Raw genomic sequence first — 13,434 nt, forward strand, 5'->3', positions numbered from 1 at the left:
GAATGAATAGTTTGAGACTGCCGGGCTGGATGGGAGCGATCGGTGCCAAGGGCAATGCCCTGGCGGCGCCGATCCTGATCATCCTGCTGCTGGCGATGATGATCCTGCCGCTGCCGGCCTTCATCCTCGACCTGTTCTTCAGCTTTAATATCGCGCTGTCGGTGATCGTGCTGCTGACCGCGTTGTACACGGTCAAGCCGCTCGACTTCATGGCTTTCCCGGCGATCCTGCTGGTGTCCACGATGTTGCGCCTGTCGCTGAATGTAGCTTCTACTCGCATTGTCCTGACCGAAGGCCACACCGGCGGCGCGGCGGCCGGCAAGGTCATCGAAGCCTTCGGTCACTTCCTGATCGGCGGCAACTACACGGTCGGTATCGTCGTGTTCGTCATTCTCACCATCATCAACTTTACCGTCGTCACCAAGGGTGCGGGCCGTATCGCCGAAGTCGGCGCGCGCTTCGCCCTGGATGCGATGCCCGGTAAACAGATGGCGATCGACGCCGACCTGAACGCCGGCATGATTTCCGAGCCGGAAGCGCGCAAGCGCCGTACCGAGGTTGCCCAGGAAGCCGAATTCTACGGCGCCATGGACGGTGCCTCGAAATACGTCAAGGGCGACGCCGTGGCCGGCATCATGGTCACGCTGATCAACGTCATCGGCGGCCTGATCGTCGGCGTGGTGCAGCACGACATGGCCGTGGGCGAGGCCGCCAAGACCTATACGCTGCTGGCCATCGGTGACGGCCTGGTGGCGCAGATTCCATCGCTGATCATCTCGATCGCGGCCGGTATGGTCGTCTCGCGCGTGGCCAACGACGAGGACATCGGCGGCCAGATGATCGGCCAGCTGTTCGCAAAACCGGAAGTGTTGTACATCACCGGCGCCATCATCGCCGGCATGGGCCTGATCCCGGGCATGCCGAACCTGGTCTTCCTGCTGCTGGGCGGCGTACTGGGCGGCAGCGGCTACCTGCTGGCCAAGCGCGCGAAATCGGCGCCGGAACGCGAAGCGGAAGCGGCGGCCACGGAAGCGGCGGCGGGCGCCGAGCGCAGCGGCGCGGCCGAGGCGGAAGAGGCGACCTGGCAGGACATCATGCCGGTTGATACCCTGGGCCTGGAAGTGGGCTACCGCCTGATTCCGCTGGTCGACAAGACGCAAGGCGGCGAGCTGCTCAAGCGTATCAAGGGTATTCGTAAAAAGTTCGCCCAGGAAGTCGGCTTCCTGGCGCCGCCGGTACACATCCGCGACAACCTGGAATTGAAACCCTCAAGCTACCGCATCACCCTGAAGGGCGTGGAAGTGGGCACTGGCGAGGCGATCAACGGCCAGTTCCTGGCGATCAACCCGGGCATGGCCAGCGGCACGTTGCCGGGCCAGGCGACGACCGATCCGGCTTTCGGTTTGCCGGCCGTGTGGATCGAGGCGAGCATGCGCGACGAAGCGCAGAACCTGGGCTATACCGTGGTCGATGCCGGTACCGTCGTCGCGACCCACCTGAACCACCTGATCACGACGCACGCGTCGGAACTGCTGGGCCGCATGGAAGTGCAGGCGCTGCTGGATCACCTGGGCAAGGACACGCCGAAGCTGGTCGAAGACCTGGTGCCGAAGGTCGTGTCGCTGTCGACCCTGCAGAAGGTGTTGCAGAACCTGTTGACCGAAGGCGTGCACATCCGCGACATGCGCACCATTATCGAGACCCTGTCCGAACACTCGAACGGCGCCCAGGATCCAAGCGACCTGACGGCCGTTGTGCGGGTGGCGCTGGGCCGCGCGATCGTGCAGCAGCTGTTCCCGGGCACCAATGAATTGTCCGTGATGACCCTGGACAACCGCCTCGAGCGCCTGCTGATGCAGGCCCTGGGCGCGGGCGGCGACGGCACCGGCATCGAGCCGGGCCTGGCCGACACCATCGCCCAGCAGGCGCACAACGCCGCGCAGCAGCAGGAAGCGATGGGGCACACGCCGGTGCTGCTGGTGCCGGCGCCGCTGCGGGTACTGCTGTCGCGTTTCCTGCGCCGGGCATTGCCGCAGTTGAAGGTCTTGTCGCATTCGGAGATTCCGGAGACCAAGACGATTCGTGTGACGAGTCTCGTCGGCGCAGGTTGATTAAGTAACCCCCGCGGGCATGCCCGCCCTACGGTGCATCGCCGTTGTAGGGCGGGCATGCCCGCGTTTCGTGCGTATTCCTGTGCCCGATCGTCCGCAAACCCCATCTAAATCGAATTAACCCCTTTTCCCCATCCTTTTCCCCGGATGCTTGCTTCACGGCATCGTCAATAATTGCTTCTATAGACCGGCCGTTCGTGTGCCGGACACAATCGAATAGAGCAGTGCGGAGAATAAGATGAATGTGAAGAAATTTACAGCGGCAACATCCCGGGAAGCCTTGCGCAAGGTGCGCGATGCGCTGGGCCCTGACGCCGTCATCCTCTCGAACCGTCCTGTCGACGGCGTCGTCGAAATCCTGGCGCTCGACAACGACGATGTCGCTTCCCTGGCCGCCCCCGCGCCGGGTTCCGACATGGCCCAGCCGCAGCCGCGCCTCGACCTGAACGCCTTCGAACCGGAAGCGCCGAGCTTCACGAACCGCCGCGCCGCCGCCACTGCCGCCACGCCGGAACAGATCTACGCAGCCCGCCGCGCACCGCAAACCGACGATTTCGCCGCCGAGCCCGTCTACGCCACCCGCCGCGCCGCGCAGCCGCTGCCGGAAGAGCGCGACTTCGCCGCCGAGCACAGCTATGCCAACCGCCGCGCGCCGCAGCCGGAGCCGGCTTTCGACATGGCCGCCATGACCTCGATGATGTCGGCCGCCATCGCGCAAGCCAAAGAGTCCGCAGCGCAAGAGATGAGCGGCATGATGAGCGAACTGCGCGCCATGCGCGGCATGATGGAAACGCAATTGGCCGAAATGTCCTGGGGCGGCACCCAGCAGCGCGAACCGCAAAAGGCGGCCGTGCTGCGCGAAATGCTGGCTGCCGGCTTTTCGGCTTCGCTGTCGCGCTACTTGATCGACAAGATGCCGGCCAACAAGGATGCGGCGGAAGCGATGCGCTGGATTAAGACCGTGCTCGCCCGTAACCTGACGACCATGGCCGACGAAGACAACCTGCTCGACAAGGGCGGCGTCTTCGCCCTGGTCGGCCCGACCGGCGTGGGTAAAACCACCACCACCGCGAAACTGGCCGCGCGCTGCGTCATGCGCCACGGCCCGGAAAAGCTGGCCCTGATCACCACCGACGCCTACCGTATCGGCGGCCACGAGCAGCTGCGCATCTACGGCAAGATCCTGGGCGTGATGGTGCACTCGGTGAAGGACGAAGCCGACCTGCGCATCGCCCTCAAGGAACTCAAGAACAAGCACACCGTGCTGATCGACACCATCGGCATGTCGCAGCGCGACCAGATGGTGACCGAACAGGTCGCCATGCTGACCGGCGCCGGCGCCGACGTGAAACGTCTGCTGTGCCTGAACGCGACCTCGACCAACGAAACCCTGGCCGAAGTCGTGCGCGCCTACCAGGGCAGCGGCCTGCACGGCTGCATCATGACCAAGCTCGACGAAGCCGCCTCGATCGGCAACGTGCTCGACGTCGTGATCCGCCAGAAGCTGAACCTGCACTACATCTCGAACGGCCAGCGCGTGCCGGAAGACCTGCACCTGGCCGACCGCGCCATGCTGGTCGACCGCGCCTTCCGCGGCCGCCGCGACGGCGCCAATCAATATGAAGATGCCGACCTGCCGCTGATGATGGCCGGCACCGGCAACGTGCACAAGGACGAAAGCCTGCGCGAGGTGCGCTTTGGCTAGTTTCGATTTCGACCAGGCCGAAGGCCTGCGCCGGATGCTGGCCGGCCCCAAGCCACGCATCGTCACGTTTTTATCCGCCACCCCGAGCGACGACAAGGGCGCGATGCTGGTCAACCTGGGCGCCTCACTGGCCCAGGCCGGCAACGAAGTCCTGATCGTCGACGCCTGCCGCCGCGATTACGGCGTCGCCCGCCGCCTGGAGATGGAACGCCACGTCAGCCTGCTGCAGGTGGCGCGCCAGGAATGCGCGCTGAACCAGGTGGTGCAGACCGCGCCCCAAGGTTTCAATGTGGCGCTGCTGGCGCGCGACGGTCAGGCGGCCGGCAATGCCGACGAAGCACGCCGCCTGTCGAAAGCCTTCGATGTGCTGGTCAAAAAGCAGGGCGGCATCGTCATCGTCGATGGCGAACTGAACCGCGATGGCAGCTTCGCCGTGCCGCAGCTGGCCGACTCGGAAATCGTGGTGCAGGTCTCGACCGGCGCCACCTCGATCACCAACGCCTACGGCCTGATCAAGCGCCTGTCGCAGGAACTCGGACGCCGTCCCTTCGGCATCCTGGTCACCGGGGCAAGCGAAGCCGAGGCGAAGATTGTTTACGATAATATGTCGGCAGCAGCAAGTCGTTACCTTGCAGTAACGTTGAGTTCCATGGGCTCGGTGCCGGCCGACGAATACCTGCATCGCGCGGCGCGGCTGGGACGCTCGGTGGTCGACGCCTTCCCGCTGGCCGGGGCGTCGGTGGCCTTCCGCGCGCTGGCCGGACGCTTTACGCTGCCGCGCATGCGCCAGGGCGGTGGCGCCCGTTTTGGTTCCTGAGAAAAGCATAAAAAGTATGTATACCGTTAAAGGAAAAGCGGACAAGAACCACTTGCTCACCGAGCACGCGCCGCTCGTGAAGCGCCTTGCGCACCAGATGAAGGCGAAGCTGCCGCCCTCGGTCGAGGTCGACGACCTGATCCAGGCCGGGATGATGGGCCTGTTGGACGCCATCAACCGCTACGAAGACAACCACGGCGCCCAGTTCGAGACCTATGCCGTGCTGCGCATCCGCGGCGCCATGGTCGACGAGCTGCGCAGTAACGACTGGATGCCGCGCAGTACGCGCCAGACCATGAAGAAAGTCGAGACGGCCATGACCTCGCTCCAGCAAAAGCTCGGCCGTCCGCCGACCGAAACCGAAGTGGCGAAGTCGCTCGACATCCCGCTCTCCGAATACCAGGAAATGCTGTTCGAAGGCGGCGGCCACCAACTCGTGTACTACGAAGACTTCCACGACGAGGACGGCAACGACAGCTTCCTCGACCGCTATGCGGTGGACGAGGACGACCCGCTGCGCGCGCTGCTCGACACCGACTTCCGCTCGGCCGTGATCGACGCCATCGACTCCTTGCCGCCGCGCGAAAAGATCCTGATGGGCCTCTACTATGAGGAAGAGCTGAACCTGAAGGAAATCGGTGCGGTGCTCGGCGTGTCCGAGTCGCGCGTCTCCCAGCTGCATACCCAGGCGGTGGCCCGCCTGCGCGCTTCGCTCAAGGAAAAGCTGTGGACTTCGCCAGCCTGATCGGGCTGGCCCTCGCCCTCGCGGGACTCGTCGTCGGGCATACGCTCGACGGTGGGCGTTTTGCCTCCCTGATTCAACCGGCGGCCTTTGCCATCGTCGTGGTCGGCACCTTCGGCGCCGTGCTGCTGCAGTCCGAAGCCCGCACCTTCCGCCGCGGCGTGCAAATGCTGCGCTGGGTGTTCTTTCCGCCCAAAAGCCGGCGCCAGCCGCTGTCGCGCGAGATCGCCCTGTGGAGCCACACGGCGCGGCGCGACGGCCTGCTTTCGCTCGAGCAGTACATGGCGACCAAGGATCCGTTCGTCCAGAAAGGCCTGCGCCTCGTGGTCGACGGCATCGCGCCCGAGAAGATCCGCGGCCTGCTGGAAACGGAAATCACCGCCTTCGAATTCGCCGAGCGCCAGGCCGCGCGCATCTGGGAAGCGGCGGCGGGCTATGCGCCGACGATCGGCATCCTGGGCGCCGTACTCGGCCTGATCCACGTGATGGAAAATTTAAGCGACCCGTCGCGCCTGGGTTCGGGCATTGCGGTGGCCTTTGTCTCGACCGTGTACGGCGTGGGCCTGGCCAATCTGTTCTTCCTGCCGGTCGGGAACAAGCTCAAGGCGATCGTGTCGGATCAGGTGGCGCAATACGAAATCCTGCTCGAGGTGTTCCACGACCTGGCGAGCGGCAACCACACGCGCGTGGTCGAGGAGCGCGTGGCCAGCCTGCTGGCGAAGCGTTGAGATGGCGCGCAAACGCTACGACGACGACGACCACACGCGCGAGAGCCACGAGCGCTGGCTGATTTCCTACGTCGATTTCATCACGCTGCTGTTCGCCTTCTTCGTCGTCATGTATGCGATCTCGGTGGTCAACACCGGCAAGTACAAGGCGCTGTCGGACGCGCTGGGCGATGCCTTCGGCGGCCGTCCCGAAGTGCCGCAGGCCAGCTCCACCATCGAACAGCTTCCCCTCACGAGCATCATCGCGCGCAAGCGGGCGGAAGCGGCGCGGCGCGAACGCGAACGCCTGAACACCTTGGCGCGCGAGCTGAACGCCTCGCTGGCGCCGCTGATTCAAAACGGGCAGGTGCGCGTGACCCAGACCGCGCGCGGCGTCACGGTCGAGATCAATGCCAAGGTGCTGTTCGAGGAAGGGCAGGCGGCGCTCGGCGGCGAGGCGCGCACGACGCTGGGCACGGTGGCCTCCTTGCTCAAGGGTGAGCCGCATGCGATCGAAGTCGAAGGGCATACCGATAACCTGCCGATCGCCAATCCGGCCTTTCCCTCGAACTGGGAGCTGTCGAGCGCGCGCGCGAGCAGCGTGGTGCGCCTGTTCATCGACAGCGGGGTGGCGGAAGGGCGGCTGACGGCGGTGGGGCATGCGGCGAATCGGCCGCTGGCGCCGAATACGGACGAGGCGGGCAGGGCGCGGAACCGGCGCGTGGCCGTGACGATTTTAGCGGCGATGTAGGGTGGGCGGATCCTCCGCCCACGCGTTGATACGCGACAGCGAGATCGCCGAGCACGAAATCGGAGCCGGTACGTATCACCGCGTGGCTCGGAGAGTCCACCCTACGTCCATCGTACAATAAGCGACACAACCATACGGAGCTGACAATGCAGCGCAGACTGATCCTGCTGGCCGCCCTCGGCGCGGCGAGCTTCCTGCCCCAACTCGCGGGCGCTGCCGGAGAACCGAACGTGAGCGTCAAGCACAGCATCGACATCGAAACGCCGCCCGGCAAGGTGCTGGTGGAACTGACCTTCACCAACCAGGGCAAGACCACGGTCTGGATTCCGCGCGAACTGGCGGCGGGCAACGAGTTGACGGGCGCCCGTTTCGACGTGCGCGACGCCGGCGGCAAGCCGCTCAAGTACACGGGCAAGATGGTCAAGCGCGCCGCGCTGACGGGCGCGGATTACCAGCCGCTCGAGCCGGGCAAGATGCTGATGAACACGATCGACATCACGCACAGCTATGCCTTCGTCAAGGGCCGCCACAACTACCACATCGGCTACAACGGCCCGGTGCTGGCCGACCTCAAGCAGCTCGACAAGCCCCTCGAATTCGGCGCGCGGCCCGTTTCCTTCATCTACAACATGAAATGAAAAACGCCGCGGCATGAGGCCGCGGCGTTCATCGCTGCCGACCGATTAGTTCAGCGCCGGGGTGTTCTCGGCGAAGTACTCGTGGTTGTCGGCGTTCTGCACGGCGGCGGCCGGATTGCTGATCGCCAGGCTGGCGGCGCCGCTCTGGCCATACACGTTGTCGTCGGTGCCGGCGACGGCGTCGAAGTGGCTCATCTCATGCACCAGGGTGCCGCCCTTCGAGTCGGTGCCGGTGAGCGGCGCCGTCCAGAAGGCCTTGCAGACATAGATCTTGTACGGCTGGGTCGGGTACACATAGGCGTAGTAGCTCTGCTTGCAGCTGCAGTCGACGACGACGTTCTTGTTGTCGAAGCCATCCTTGATCGCCGCGAAGTTCGCCTTGACTTGCGCCTGGCGGGTGGAATTGACGGCGCCGAACCACTTGGTATAACGCGGGCCCATGGTCGTCTTGGCCATGTAGCTGACCGAGCCGTTGCTCATCGTCTTCGCCGCCGAAATCGCCGAAGCGATCGTGCTCTGCTGGGAAGCCGTGCAGGAGGCGTAGCTCAGGCCCATCGGCGAGACGGTGCCGCCGCCGTCGGGACGCTTGAGCGCCTGCATGATCGGCGACTCGGCGCCGCGCGGCAGGCGGCCTTCGATGTAGACGCGGGCCGCGTCCGACTGCAGTTCGCCGATGTCGGCGGCACCGGCCGCGGCGGCGCGGGCACGGCCGTTGTCGGCGGCGAGGAACAGATCCGGCGAGGCGGTACGGTACTTGATCGCATAGTCGCCGCTGACGCTCATGTCGTACAGCGAGGAGAGCTCGACCTTCACCGTGTGCGAAGCGCCCGGCTTGAGGAGGTAGTAGTCAGCCTGGGTCGGCTTGCCGCGCTTGATCAGGGCGCCCGTGTAGGCAACCTTGGCGCCGTCGCGGGTGATGTCGAACAAGGGCGCCGACAGGCCTTCGAAGGGCGTGCGCGCCTTGAGCACGTATTGCGGCGTGGACGAGGTGTTGGTGAGGGTCACCTTCACCACCACGTCGTCGCTCGGGCCGAGCGTGCTCTTGTCGAGCGCCACGTCCACCTTCACGCCGTTCGATCCTGCCTGTGCGCCAACTGCGATGCCAAGTGCTGCGATACCGAATACCGACTTCCAGATGCTGTTGCTCATGTGTCTTCTCCGTATGTGGTTTGTCGGGGCCGTATCGGCCCTTCTTTTGATGAGTTTCCGCATAAACCTTGACTTCAATCTAACGAAAACTCACCCCCATACTGGCGAATTCATGAGCTGACAGCAATGCAATTCGGATTGTGTGTGGCATGCGTTTGCGAAAAAGTAACAATCATGCATTTACTTTGTGCTTCGCTGGATTTCTTTTCCCCGTCGTGCTAGCGCGTATTGACACAGGTCGAATCAATTCAGCGGCGGCGTGTTTTCGCCAAAGTATTCGTGCGAATCCGCATTGTTGATCGCGCGTTGCGGCGCCGTCCGTGCCATCTCGGCCGCGCCCTGCTGGCCGTACACGTGGTCGTCGGTGCCGGCGACGATGTCGAAGTGGCTCATCTCGTGCAGCATGGTGCCGCCCTTCGAGTCGGTGCCCGTCATCGGCGCCGTCCAGAAGGCGTTGCAGACATAGATGGTGTAGGGCTGGAAGGGATAGACGTAGGCGAAATAATCCTCGTCGCAGCCGCAATCGACCTTCACCGGTTTCGTTTCGAAGGCGTCCTTGATGGCCGCGAAGTTCTTGTTGACCGTTGCCTGGCGCGCCGCGTCGAGGGCGCCGAACCAGTTGAGGTAGCGCTGGCCCTGCTCCTTGCCGCTGGTGAGATACGCCAAGCCGTTGGCCGCCATCGCGCTGCCGGCGGCGACCGCTTCGGCGATCGTGTCCTGCTGGGCGTTCGAGCACTGGGCGTAGGACAGGCTCGGCGCCGTCGGCGCGGCCAGCAGCGGCGTGCTGGTGCCGCGCGGCAGGCGGCCTTCGATGAAGATGGCGGCCGTGTTCGAGGTGATGGCGCCGGCCTGCAGGGCGGCGGCAGGCGCCGCGCCGCGGTAGCGTACGGCATAGGCGCCGGTGGCGGCCATGTCGTAGGAGCGCGAGAGTTCGACCCGGGCGCTGCGGCTTTCGCCAGGCGCCATCAGCATGTAGTCCGCTGCGCGCGGCACCGGGCGCTTGACCTCGCGCCCCAGGTAGCGCACCGGCTGGCCGTCGCGGGTGATGTCGAACAGGGCGAATTCGGCCGGGCCGAAGGGCGTGCGCGCGCTCAGGATGCGTTCCGGCGCGCTGCCGGTATTGGTGAGCGTGACGGTCACGAACACGTCGTCGCGCTTGCCGAGGGCGGCGCGCTCGGGCGTGATGGTGACGGCAGTGTCGGCCTGGGCGGGCAGGGCGGGCAGGGCGGCGGCCAGGAGCAGGGAAGCGAGGGCGGTGCGGTGCATGGATTCCTCCGTCAGTTGATGACAATCAGGAATACTTTCCGCTTGTTAGAAGTGATGGAGCTTGCGTTACAGCAAGTAGGGTGGTCGGCTCCACCCTTCGGCCCGCATCCACGCGGCTTGTGCGCCGCCCACGCGTTCAGCGCACAATCGATTGGAGGCGAAGTTTGATTCCAAAAACAACAACGGCCGCATCGGCGGCCGTGTTATCGATATTTAACCGAGCACGAAGCGCCGCGACGGCGCCGTCCCGAAAGTCTGTCCCTTCGCCCCATACAGGGTCGACTCCGGCGCCGCCGTGGGCGTACGCAAGGCATTCAACACGGTCTGGTTATGTGCCATCTGCCGGTTGATCAGCATGCCGTTGACCCGGTTCAGTTCCTTGGCGTCGGCGGTGAGCGCCAGCAAGCCCGTCCAGGCAGTGCGCGCGGCTTCGTCGCCCTGCGCCGCCAGCCACGGTTCCATGCCCGCTTCCGAGGCCATGAAGCCGGCGCCGGCCAGCGCGGCATGGCGCTGGTGCGCCAGTTGGGCCAGCTCCTGCACCAGCGCCACCTTGCGTGGCGTGAGCGCTCCCAGCGCGTCCGCGTCCGCCGCCACCAGCAATTGCTGCTCCTGCTTCATCAGTTCGACCAGCGCTGCGATGCGCTCGTGTTCGGCGGGGAGGGTGGCGTTCGGACGGGTCATGGGTCGTTATCGGTTGCGTGAGTGGAGCAGGTCGCGCACGGTATCGAGCAGGCCGTCCGCGATCCTTTCGGAATTCACTTGGAACTGCCCATCGGCAATTGCAAGTTTGATACGTTCAACTTTCTTGGCGTCGAATACTTGCGAGCTCGACGAGGTGCCGCTGGCCCCTTGCGCCTGCGACGACAGGCGCACGCTGTCGGTCTGCGTCTGGGTCGGGGCGGCCGCTGCGGCAGCCTTTTCGGCCTGCTTGGCGTTCGCTGCCGGGGTGTTCTGAAGCTGTTGGGCTTGTTGGCCCTTGAGGGTATCGTTAATTTTCACAGCACTATCCTTCTCTGTTCGGAGCAGGAACTCCGGGATCTGCAGTGTGTAACGGCTGTTCGGCCACAAACTTTAGCGCAGAACCCAAAACAAAGAAGTTTTTTCAAAGACAAGCCCGGCCTTGCCGCCAGGCCTGCTGCAAGTCCTTCTTACAATGCCACTTCGACAATACCGCCAGCGCGCGCGGTGCCGCTGACGATCGCCCCGCGCGGCGTGCGCACCTGCACGATCTGGCCTTCGCCGGCATTCCCGATCGCCTTGCCTTCGCCGGAAACCGAGAACCCCTCGCCGCGCGAGACGACGCGCACGGCCTGGTTCTGCTGCACCACCGGCTTGCTCTTCAACCCATCCAGGCGCAGCGGGGCACCGGCGGGTAGCGAGACCGTCGGCGTGCGGCCGATCGCCTGCGCCGTGTCGGTGATGATCCCGTTCGGCATGGCCGCGATGTCGCCCTGTACGGTCGTCAGCTGGCTGGCGTCGATCGCCTGGCCCTGGGCCAGCGGCACGGCAGCGGTGACGTAGTCGGCGATGACGTTCACCTGGGCCTGCAGGAACATCGACCAGACGGGCGCCGTGCAGCGCACGCCGACCGTGGTCTTGCCCCAGGGGCGGGCGCCCGGCTGCTGGAAAGCTTCCGGCGCCGGACAAGCGGCCAGCGACAGGCGCGGGTCGACCGCGCCGACCTTGATCGTGACCTTGCCCGGCAATCCGGCGCTTTGCGCCTGGAGATAGCCTTCGGCGAGCTTGCGCAGCGCGGCGCCGTCCTGGCGCGCGCCGTTCTGCGCCAGCGCCAGGGGTGCGGCCAACAACAACAGGGAGAACAGCTTGAAATTCTTGAACATGAATGATCAGCCTTTCGTGATGGCTGCCATCTTAGGCGTGTTGATGCCGTAGCGAAACTTTGAATAGGAGGGGTATTGGCGGCCTGATCCTTCGATTGGGTGGTGTTGCCCAAACGTATGATTCACGCTGTCCCAACAAGAAATCGGCCCGGAGGCGGCATGATCGGCAAACTCGACAACTACTTACGCTTCAACGAATCCGCGCTGTCCCTGCGCGCCCAGCGCCAGGAACTGATCGCGTCGAATATCGCCAACGCCGACACGCCCAATTTCAAGGCGCGCGACATCGATTTCGCCAGCGCCATGCAGGGTGCCCTGGCAAAAGCCCCAGGCGCTGCCGCTCCGCTGGCAGCCACGAATAAAGGCCACGTCCAGCCGGCGGCGGACGGCAAGGCGCTGCCCGACGGCACCCCGGTGCTGTACCGCGGCGTGGTGCAGGGCGCAGTGGACGGCAATACGGTCGACATGGATGTCGAGCGCAACCAGTTCGCCGACAACGCGCTGCGCTACGAAGCCGGCATCACGATGATCAACCACCAGATCCGCGGCTTGATGGCGGCGATCCAGAACGGTCAATAATTACCATGTCGCTCTTCAATATCTTCAATGTCTCCGGCTCGGCCATGAGCGCCCAGGCCCAGCGCCTGAACACGGTCGCCAGCAACCTCGCCAACGTCGACAGCGCCACCTCCGCCACGGGGGAGGCCTACCGCGCCAAGCAGGTCGTCTTCGAAGCCGTACCGATGCAGACCGGCGGCACCGGCGTCAAGGTCAAGGAAGTGGTCGACGATCCGTCGCCGATGAAACAGGTCTACGACCCGAAGAACCCGATGGCCGACGACAAGGGCTATGTGACGATGCCGAACGTGAACCCGGTGGACGAGATGGTGAACATGCTGTCGGCCTCGCGTTCTTACCAGAACAACGTCGAAACGATGAACGCGGCCAAGAGCATGCTGCTGAAAACCCTGACCCTCGGTCAATAATCCAAGCGAGTACTGAACAATGTCCACCGTCAACGCCGCCGCCGGCACGTCGATCACCGACCTGATGTCGACCATGAACGCCAAGAAGAAGGAGTCGACCGACAGCGTCCAGGCCGACACCGACAAGTTCATGACCCTGCTGGTCACCCAGCTGAAGAACCAGGATCCGCTGAACCCGCTCGACAACGCCCAGGTCACCAGCCAGCTGGCCCAGCTGCAGACCGTCACCGGCGTCAATAAACTGAACGAGACGCTGGAATCGCTGAAGTCGAGCTACCAGTCGACCGAGGCGATGTCGGCCACCAGCCTGATCGGCCACGGCGTGCTGGTCGAAGGCAGCACCCTGAACCTCTCGGGCGGCAAGTCGGTGTTCGGCGTCGAGCTGGCTACCGCTGCCGACAACGTGCAGGTGATCGTCACCGATCCGCGCACCGGCAAGGACGTGGCGACGATCGAGCTCGGGTCGGCCGAGGCGGGCGCGATGCCGCTGGCCTGGGACGGCAGCAGCGACAGCGTCGACGCCGCCACCCTGGCCGACGGCAAGTACAGCTTCCGCGTGGTGGCCACCCAAGGCGGCCAGCCGCTGACGGACGTGAAAGCCCTGACGCTCGACACGGTCGCCAGCGTCAGCACGAATACCAAAGACGGGGTCAAGGTGAACCTCGCAGGCAAAGGGGCGATCACCCTCGCCGACATCAAGCAAGTTCTCTAATTACGACCC

At 64.8% G+C, this 13,434-nt stretch carries 15 protein-coding genes; 10 read left to right on the top strand and 5 right to left on the bottom strand.

All coding sequences use genetic code 11. From position 1 onward, the window contains the following. The first annotated feature begins 2 nt into the window (after nucleotides 1–2). The 7 genes from flhA (at nucleotide 3) to ASF77_RS17335 (ending at nucleotide 7,471) form a co-directional block, all read left to right on the top strand. A complete protein-coding gene (flhA, locus tag ASF77_RS17305) occupies nucleotides 3–2,111 on the top strand; it encodes a flagellar biosynthesis protein FlhA (RefSeq protein ID WP_056341972.1) in 2,109 nt (702 codons plus the stop codon). 238 nt (nucleotides 2,112–2,349) lie between these two features. Beyond that, nucleotides 2,350–3,816 (top strand): flagellar biosynthesis protein FlhF, encoded by a 1,467-nt coding sequence (gene flhF, locus ASF77_RS17310; protein WP_056341975.1) that lies wholly within the window; start codon nucleotides 2,350–2,352, stop codon nucleotides 3,814–3,816. Continuing rightward, the gene (locus tag ASF77_RS17315) at nucleotides 3,809–4,633 is read left to right on the top strand and encodes a hypothetical protein (protein WP_056341978.1); all 825 of its coding nucleotides are present in this window, start codon (nucleotides 3,809–3,811) and stop codon (nucleotides 4,631–4,633) included. Before flhF ends, ASF77_RS17315 begins: the two co-directional genes overlap by 8 nt. 16 nt (nucleotides 4,634–4,649) lie before the next feature. Next, nucleotides 4,650–5,378, top strand: a complete 729-nt coding sequence (locus ASF77_RS17320; RefSeq protein ID WP_056341980.1) for an RNA polymerase sigma factor FliA — start codon at nucleotides 4,650–4,652, stop codon at nucleotides 5,376–5,378. Beyond that, a complete protein-coding gene (locus tag ASF77_RS17325) occupies nucleotides 5,360–6,103 on the top strand; it encodes a flagellar motor protein (RefSeq protein WP_056341983.1) in 744 nt (247 codons plus the stop codon). Before ASF77_RS17320 ends, ASF77_RS17325 begins: the two co-directional genes overlap by 19 nt. A 1-nt stretch (nucleotide 6,104) precedes the next feature. Continuing rightward, entirely contained in the window at nucleotides 6,105–6,833 is a 729-nt protein-coding gene (gene motD / locus ASF77_RS17330; RefSeq protein WP_056341988.1) for a flagellar motor protein MotD, read from the top strand. A gap of 146 nt (nucleotides 6,834–6,979) precedes the next feature. Further along, on the top strand, nucleotides 6,980–7,471 hold the full coding sequence (locus ASF77_RS17335; protein ID WP_056341991.1) for a hypothetical protein: 492 nt from the start codon (nucleotides 6,980–6,982) through the stop codon (nucleotides 7,469–7,471). A gap of 45 nt (nucleotides 7,472–7,516) precedes the next feature. On the opposite strand, the gene ASF77_RS17340 is transcribed toward ASF77_RS17335, so the two are convergent. From ASF77_RS17340 to flgA, 5 genes are all read right to left on the bottom strand, one after another. Then, complete coding sequence (locus ASF77_RS17340; RefSeq protein ID WP_056341993.1) at nucleotides 7,517–8,620, bottom strand: M35 family metallo-endopeptidase; 1,104 nt, start codon at nucleotides 8,618–8,620, stop codon at nucleotides 7,517–7,519. A gap of 243 nt (nucleotides 8,621–8,863) precedes the next feature. Next, on the bottom strand, nucleotides 8,864–9,886 hold the full coding sequence (locus ASF77_RS17345; protein ID WP_082493851.1) for a M35 family metallo-endopeptidase: 1,023 nt from the start codon (nucleotides 9,884–9,886) through the stop codon (nucleotides 8,864–8,866). Nucleotides 9,887–10,099: 213 nt separating this feature from the next. Next, on the bottom strand, nucleotides 10,100–10,567 hold the full coding sequence (locus tag ASF77_RS17350; RefSeq protein ID WP_056341997.1) for a flagella synthesis protein FlgN: 468 nt from the start codon (nucleotides 10,565–10,567) through the stop codon (nucleotides 10,100–10,102). 6 nt (nucleotides 10,568–10,573) lie between these two features. Next, the gene (flgM, locus tag ASF77_RS17355; protein ID WP_056342313.1) at nucleotides 10,574–10,885 is read right to left on the bottom strand and encodes a flagellar biosynthesis anti-sigma factor FlgM; all 312 of its coding nucleotides are present in this window, start codon (nucleotides 10,883–10,885) and stop codon (nucleotides 10,574–10,576) included. A 149-nt stretch (nucleotides 10,886–11,034) separates the two neighbouring features. Beyond that, on the bottom strand, nucleotides 11,035–11,727 hold the full coding sequence (gene flgA, locus ASF77_RS17360; RefSeq protein WP_056342001.1) for a flagellar basal body P-ring formation chaperone FlgA: 693 nt from the start codon (nucleotides 11,725–11,727) through the stop codon (nucleotides 11,035–11,037). 159 nt (nucleotides 11,728–11,886) lie between these two features. Here flgA and flgB point away from each other — a divergent pair, with 159 nt between their 5' ends. Genes flgB through ASF77_RS17375 form a run of 3 tightly spaced genes read left to right on the top strand, consistent with a single transcriptional unit; the run spans nucleotide 11,887 to nucleotide 13,425 of the window. Then, the gene (flgB, locus tag ASF77_RS17365; RefSeq protein WP_056342005.1) at nucleotides 11,887–12,306 is read left to right on the top strand and encodes a flagellar basal body rod protein FlgB; all 420 of its coding nucleotides are present in this window, start codon (nucleotides 11,887–11,889) and stop codon (nucleotides 12,304–12,306) included. A 5-nt stretch (nucleotides 12,307–12,311) separates the two neighbouring features. Further along, nucleotides 12,312–12,713 carry a flagellar basal body rod protein FlgC gene (flgC, locus tag ASF77_RS17370; protein WP_056342009.1) on the top strand — a complete coding sequence of 134 codons (402 nt, stop codon included), beginning with the start codon at nucleotides 12,312–12,314 and terminating at the stop codon, nucleotides 12,711–12,713. 19 nt (nucleotides 12,714–12,732) lie between these two features. Then, complete coding sequence (locus ASF77_RS17375) at nucleotides 12,733–13,425, top strand: flagellar hook assembly protein FlgD (RefSeq protein ID WP_056342012.1); 693 nt, start codon at nucleotides 12,733–12,735, stop codon at nucleotides 13,423–13,425. Nucleotides 13,426–13,434: the final 9 nt, after the last annotated feature.

The organism is Massilia sp. Leaf139 (genome assembly GCF_001424165.1).
Lineage (GTDB): Bacteria > Pseudomonadota > Gammaproteobacteria > Burkholderiales > Burkholderiaceae_D > Telluria.

Excerpts from the sequence above, each read along its gene's own strand:
- flhA (WP_056341972.1), top strand. The coding sequence starts at position 3 with ATGAATAGTTTGAGACTGCCGGGCTGGATGGGAGCGATCGGTGCCAAG.
- flhF (WP_056341975.1), top strand. The coding sequence starts at position 2,350 with ATGAATGTGAAGAAATTTACAGCGGCAACATCCCGGGAAGCCTTGCGC.
- ASF77_RS17320 (WP_056341980.1), top strand. The coding sequence starts at position 4,650 with ATGTATACCGTTAAAGGAAAAGCGGACAAGAACCACTTGCTCACCGAG.
- motD (WP_056341988.1), top strand. The coding sequence starts at position 6,105 with ATGGCGCGCAAACGCTACGACGACGACGACCACACGCGCGAGAGCCAC.
- ASF77_RS17335 (WP_056341991.1), top strand. The coding sequence starts at position 6,980 with ATGCAGCGCAGACTGATCCTGCTGGCCGCCCTCGGCGCGGCGAGCTTC.
- ASF77_RS17340 (WP_056341993.1), bottom strand. The coding sequence starts at position 8,620 with ATGAGCAACAGCATCTGGAAGTCGGTATTCGGTATCGCAGCACTTGGC.
- ASF77_RS17345 (WP_082493851.1), bottom strand. The coding sequence starts at position 9,886 with ATGCACCGCACCGCCCTCGCTTCCCTGCTCCTGGCCGCCGCCCTGCCC.
- ASF77_RS17350 (WP_056341997.1), bottom strand. The coding sequence starts at position 10,567 with ATGACCCGTCCGAACGCCACCCTCCCCGCCGAACACGAGCGCATCGCA.
- flgA (WP_056342001.1), bottom strand. The coding sequence starts at position 11,727 with ATGTTCAAGAATTTCAAGCTGTTCTCCCTGTTGTTGTTGGCCGCACCC.
- flgB (WP_056342005.1), top strand. The coding sequence starts at position 11,887 with ATGATCGGCAAACTCGACAACTACTTACGCTTCAACGAATCCGCGCTG.
- flgC (WP_056342009.1), top strand. The coding sequence starts at position 12,312 with ATGTCGCTCTTCAATATCTTCAATGTCTCCGGCTCGGCCATGAGCGCC.
- ASF77_RS17375 (WP_056342012.1), top strand. The coding sequence starts at position 12,733 with ATGTCCACCGTCAACGCCGCCGCCGGCACGTCGATCACCGACCTGATG.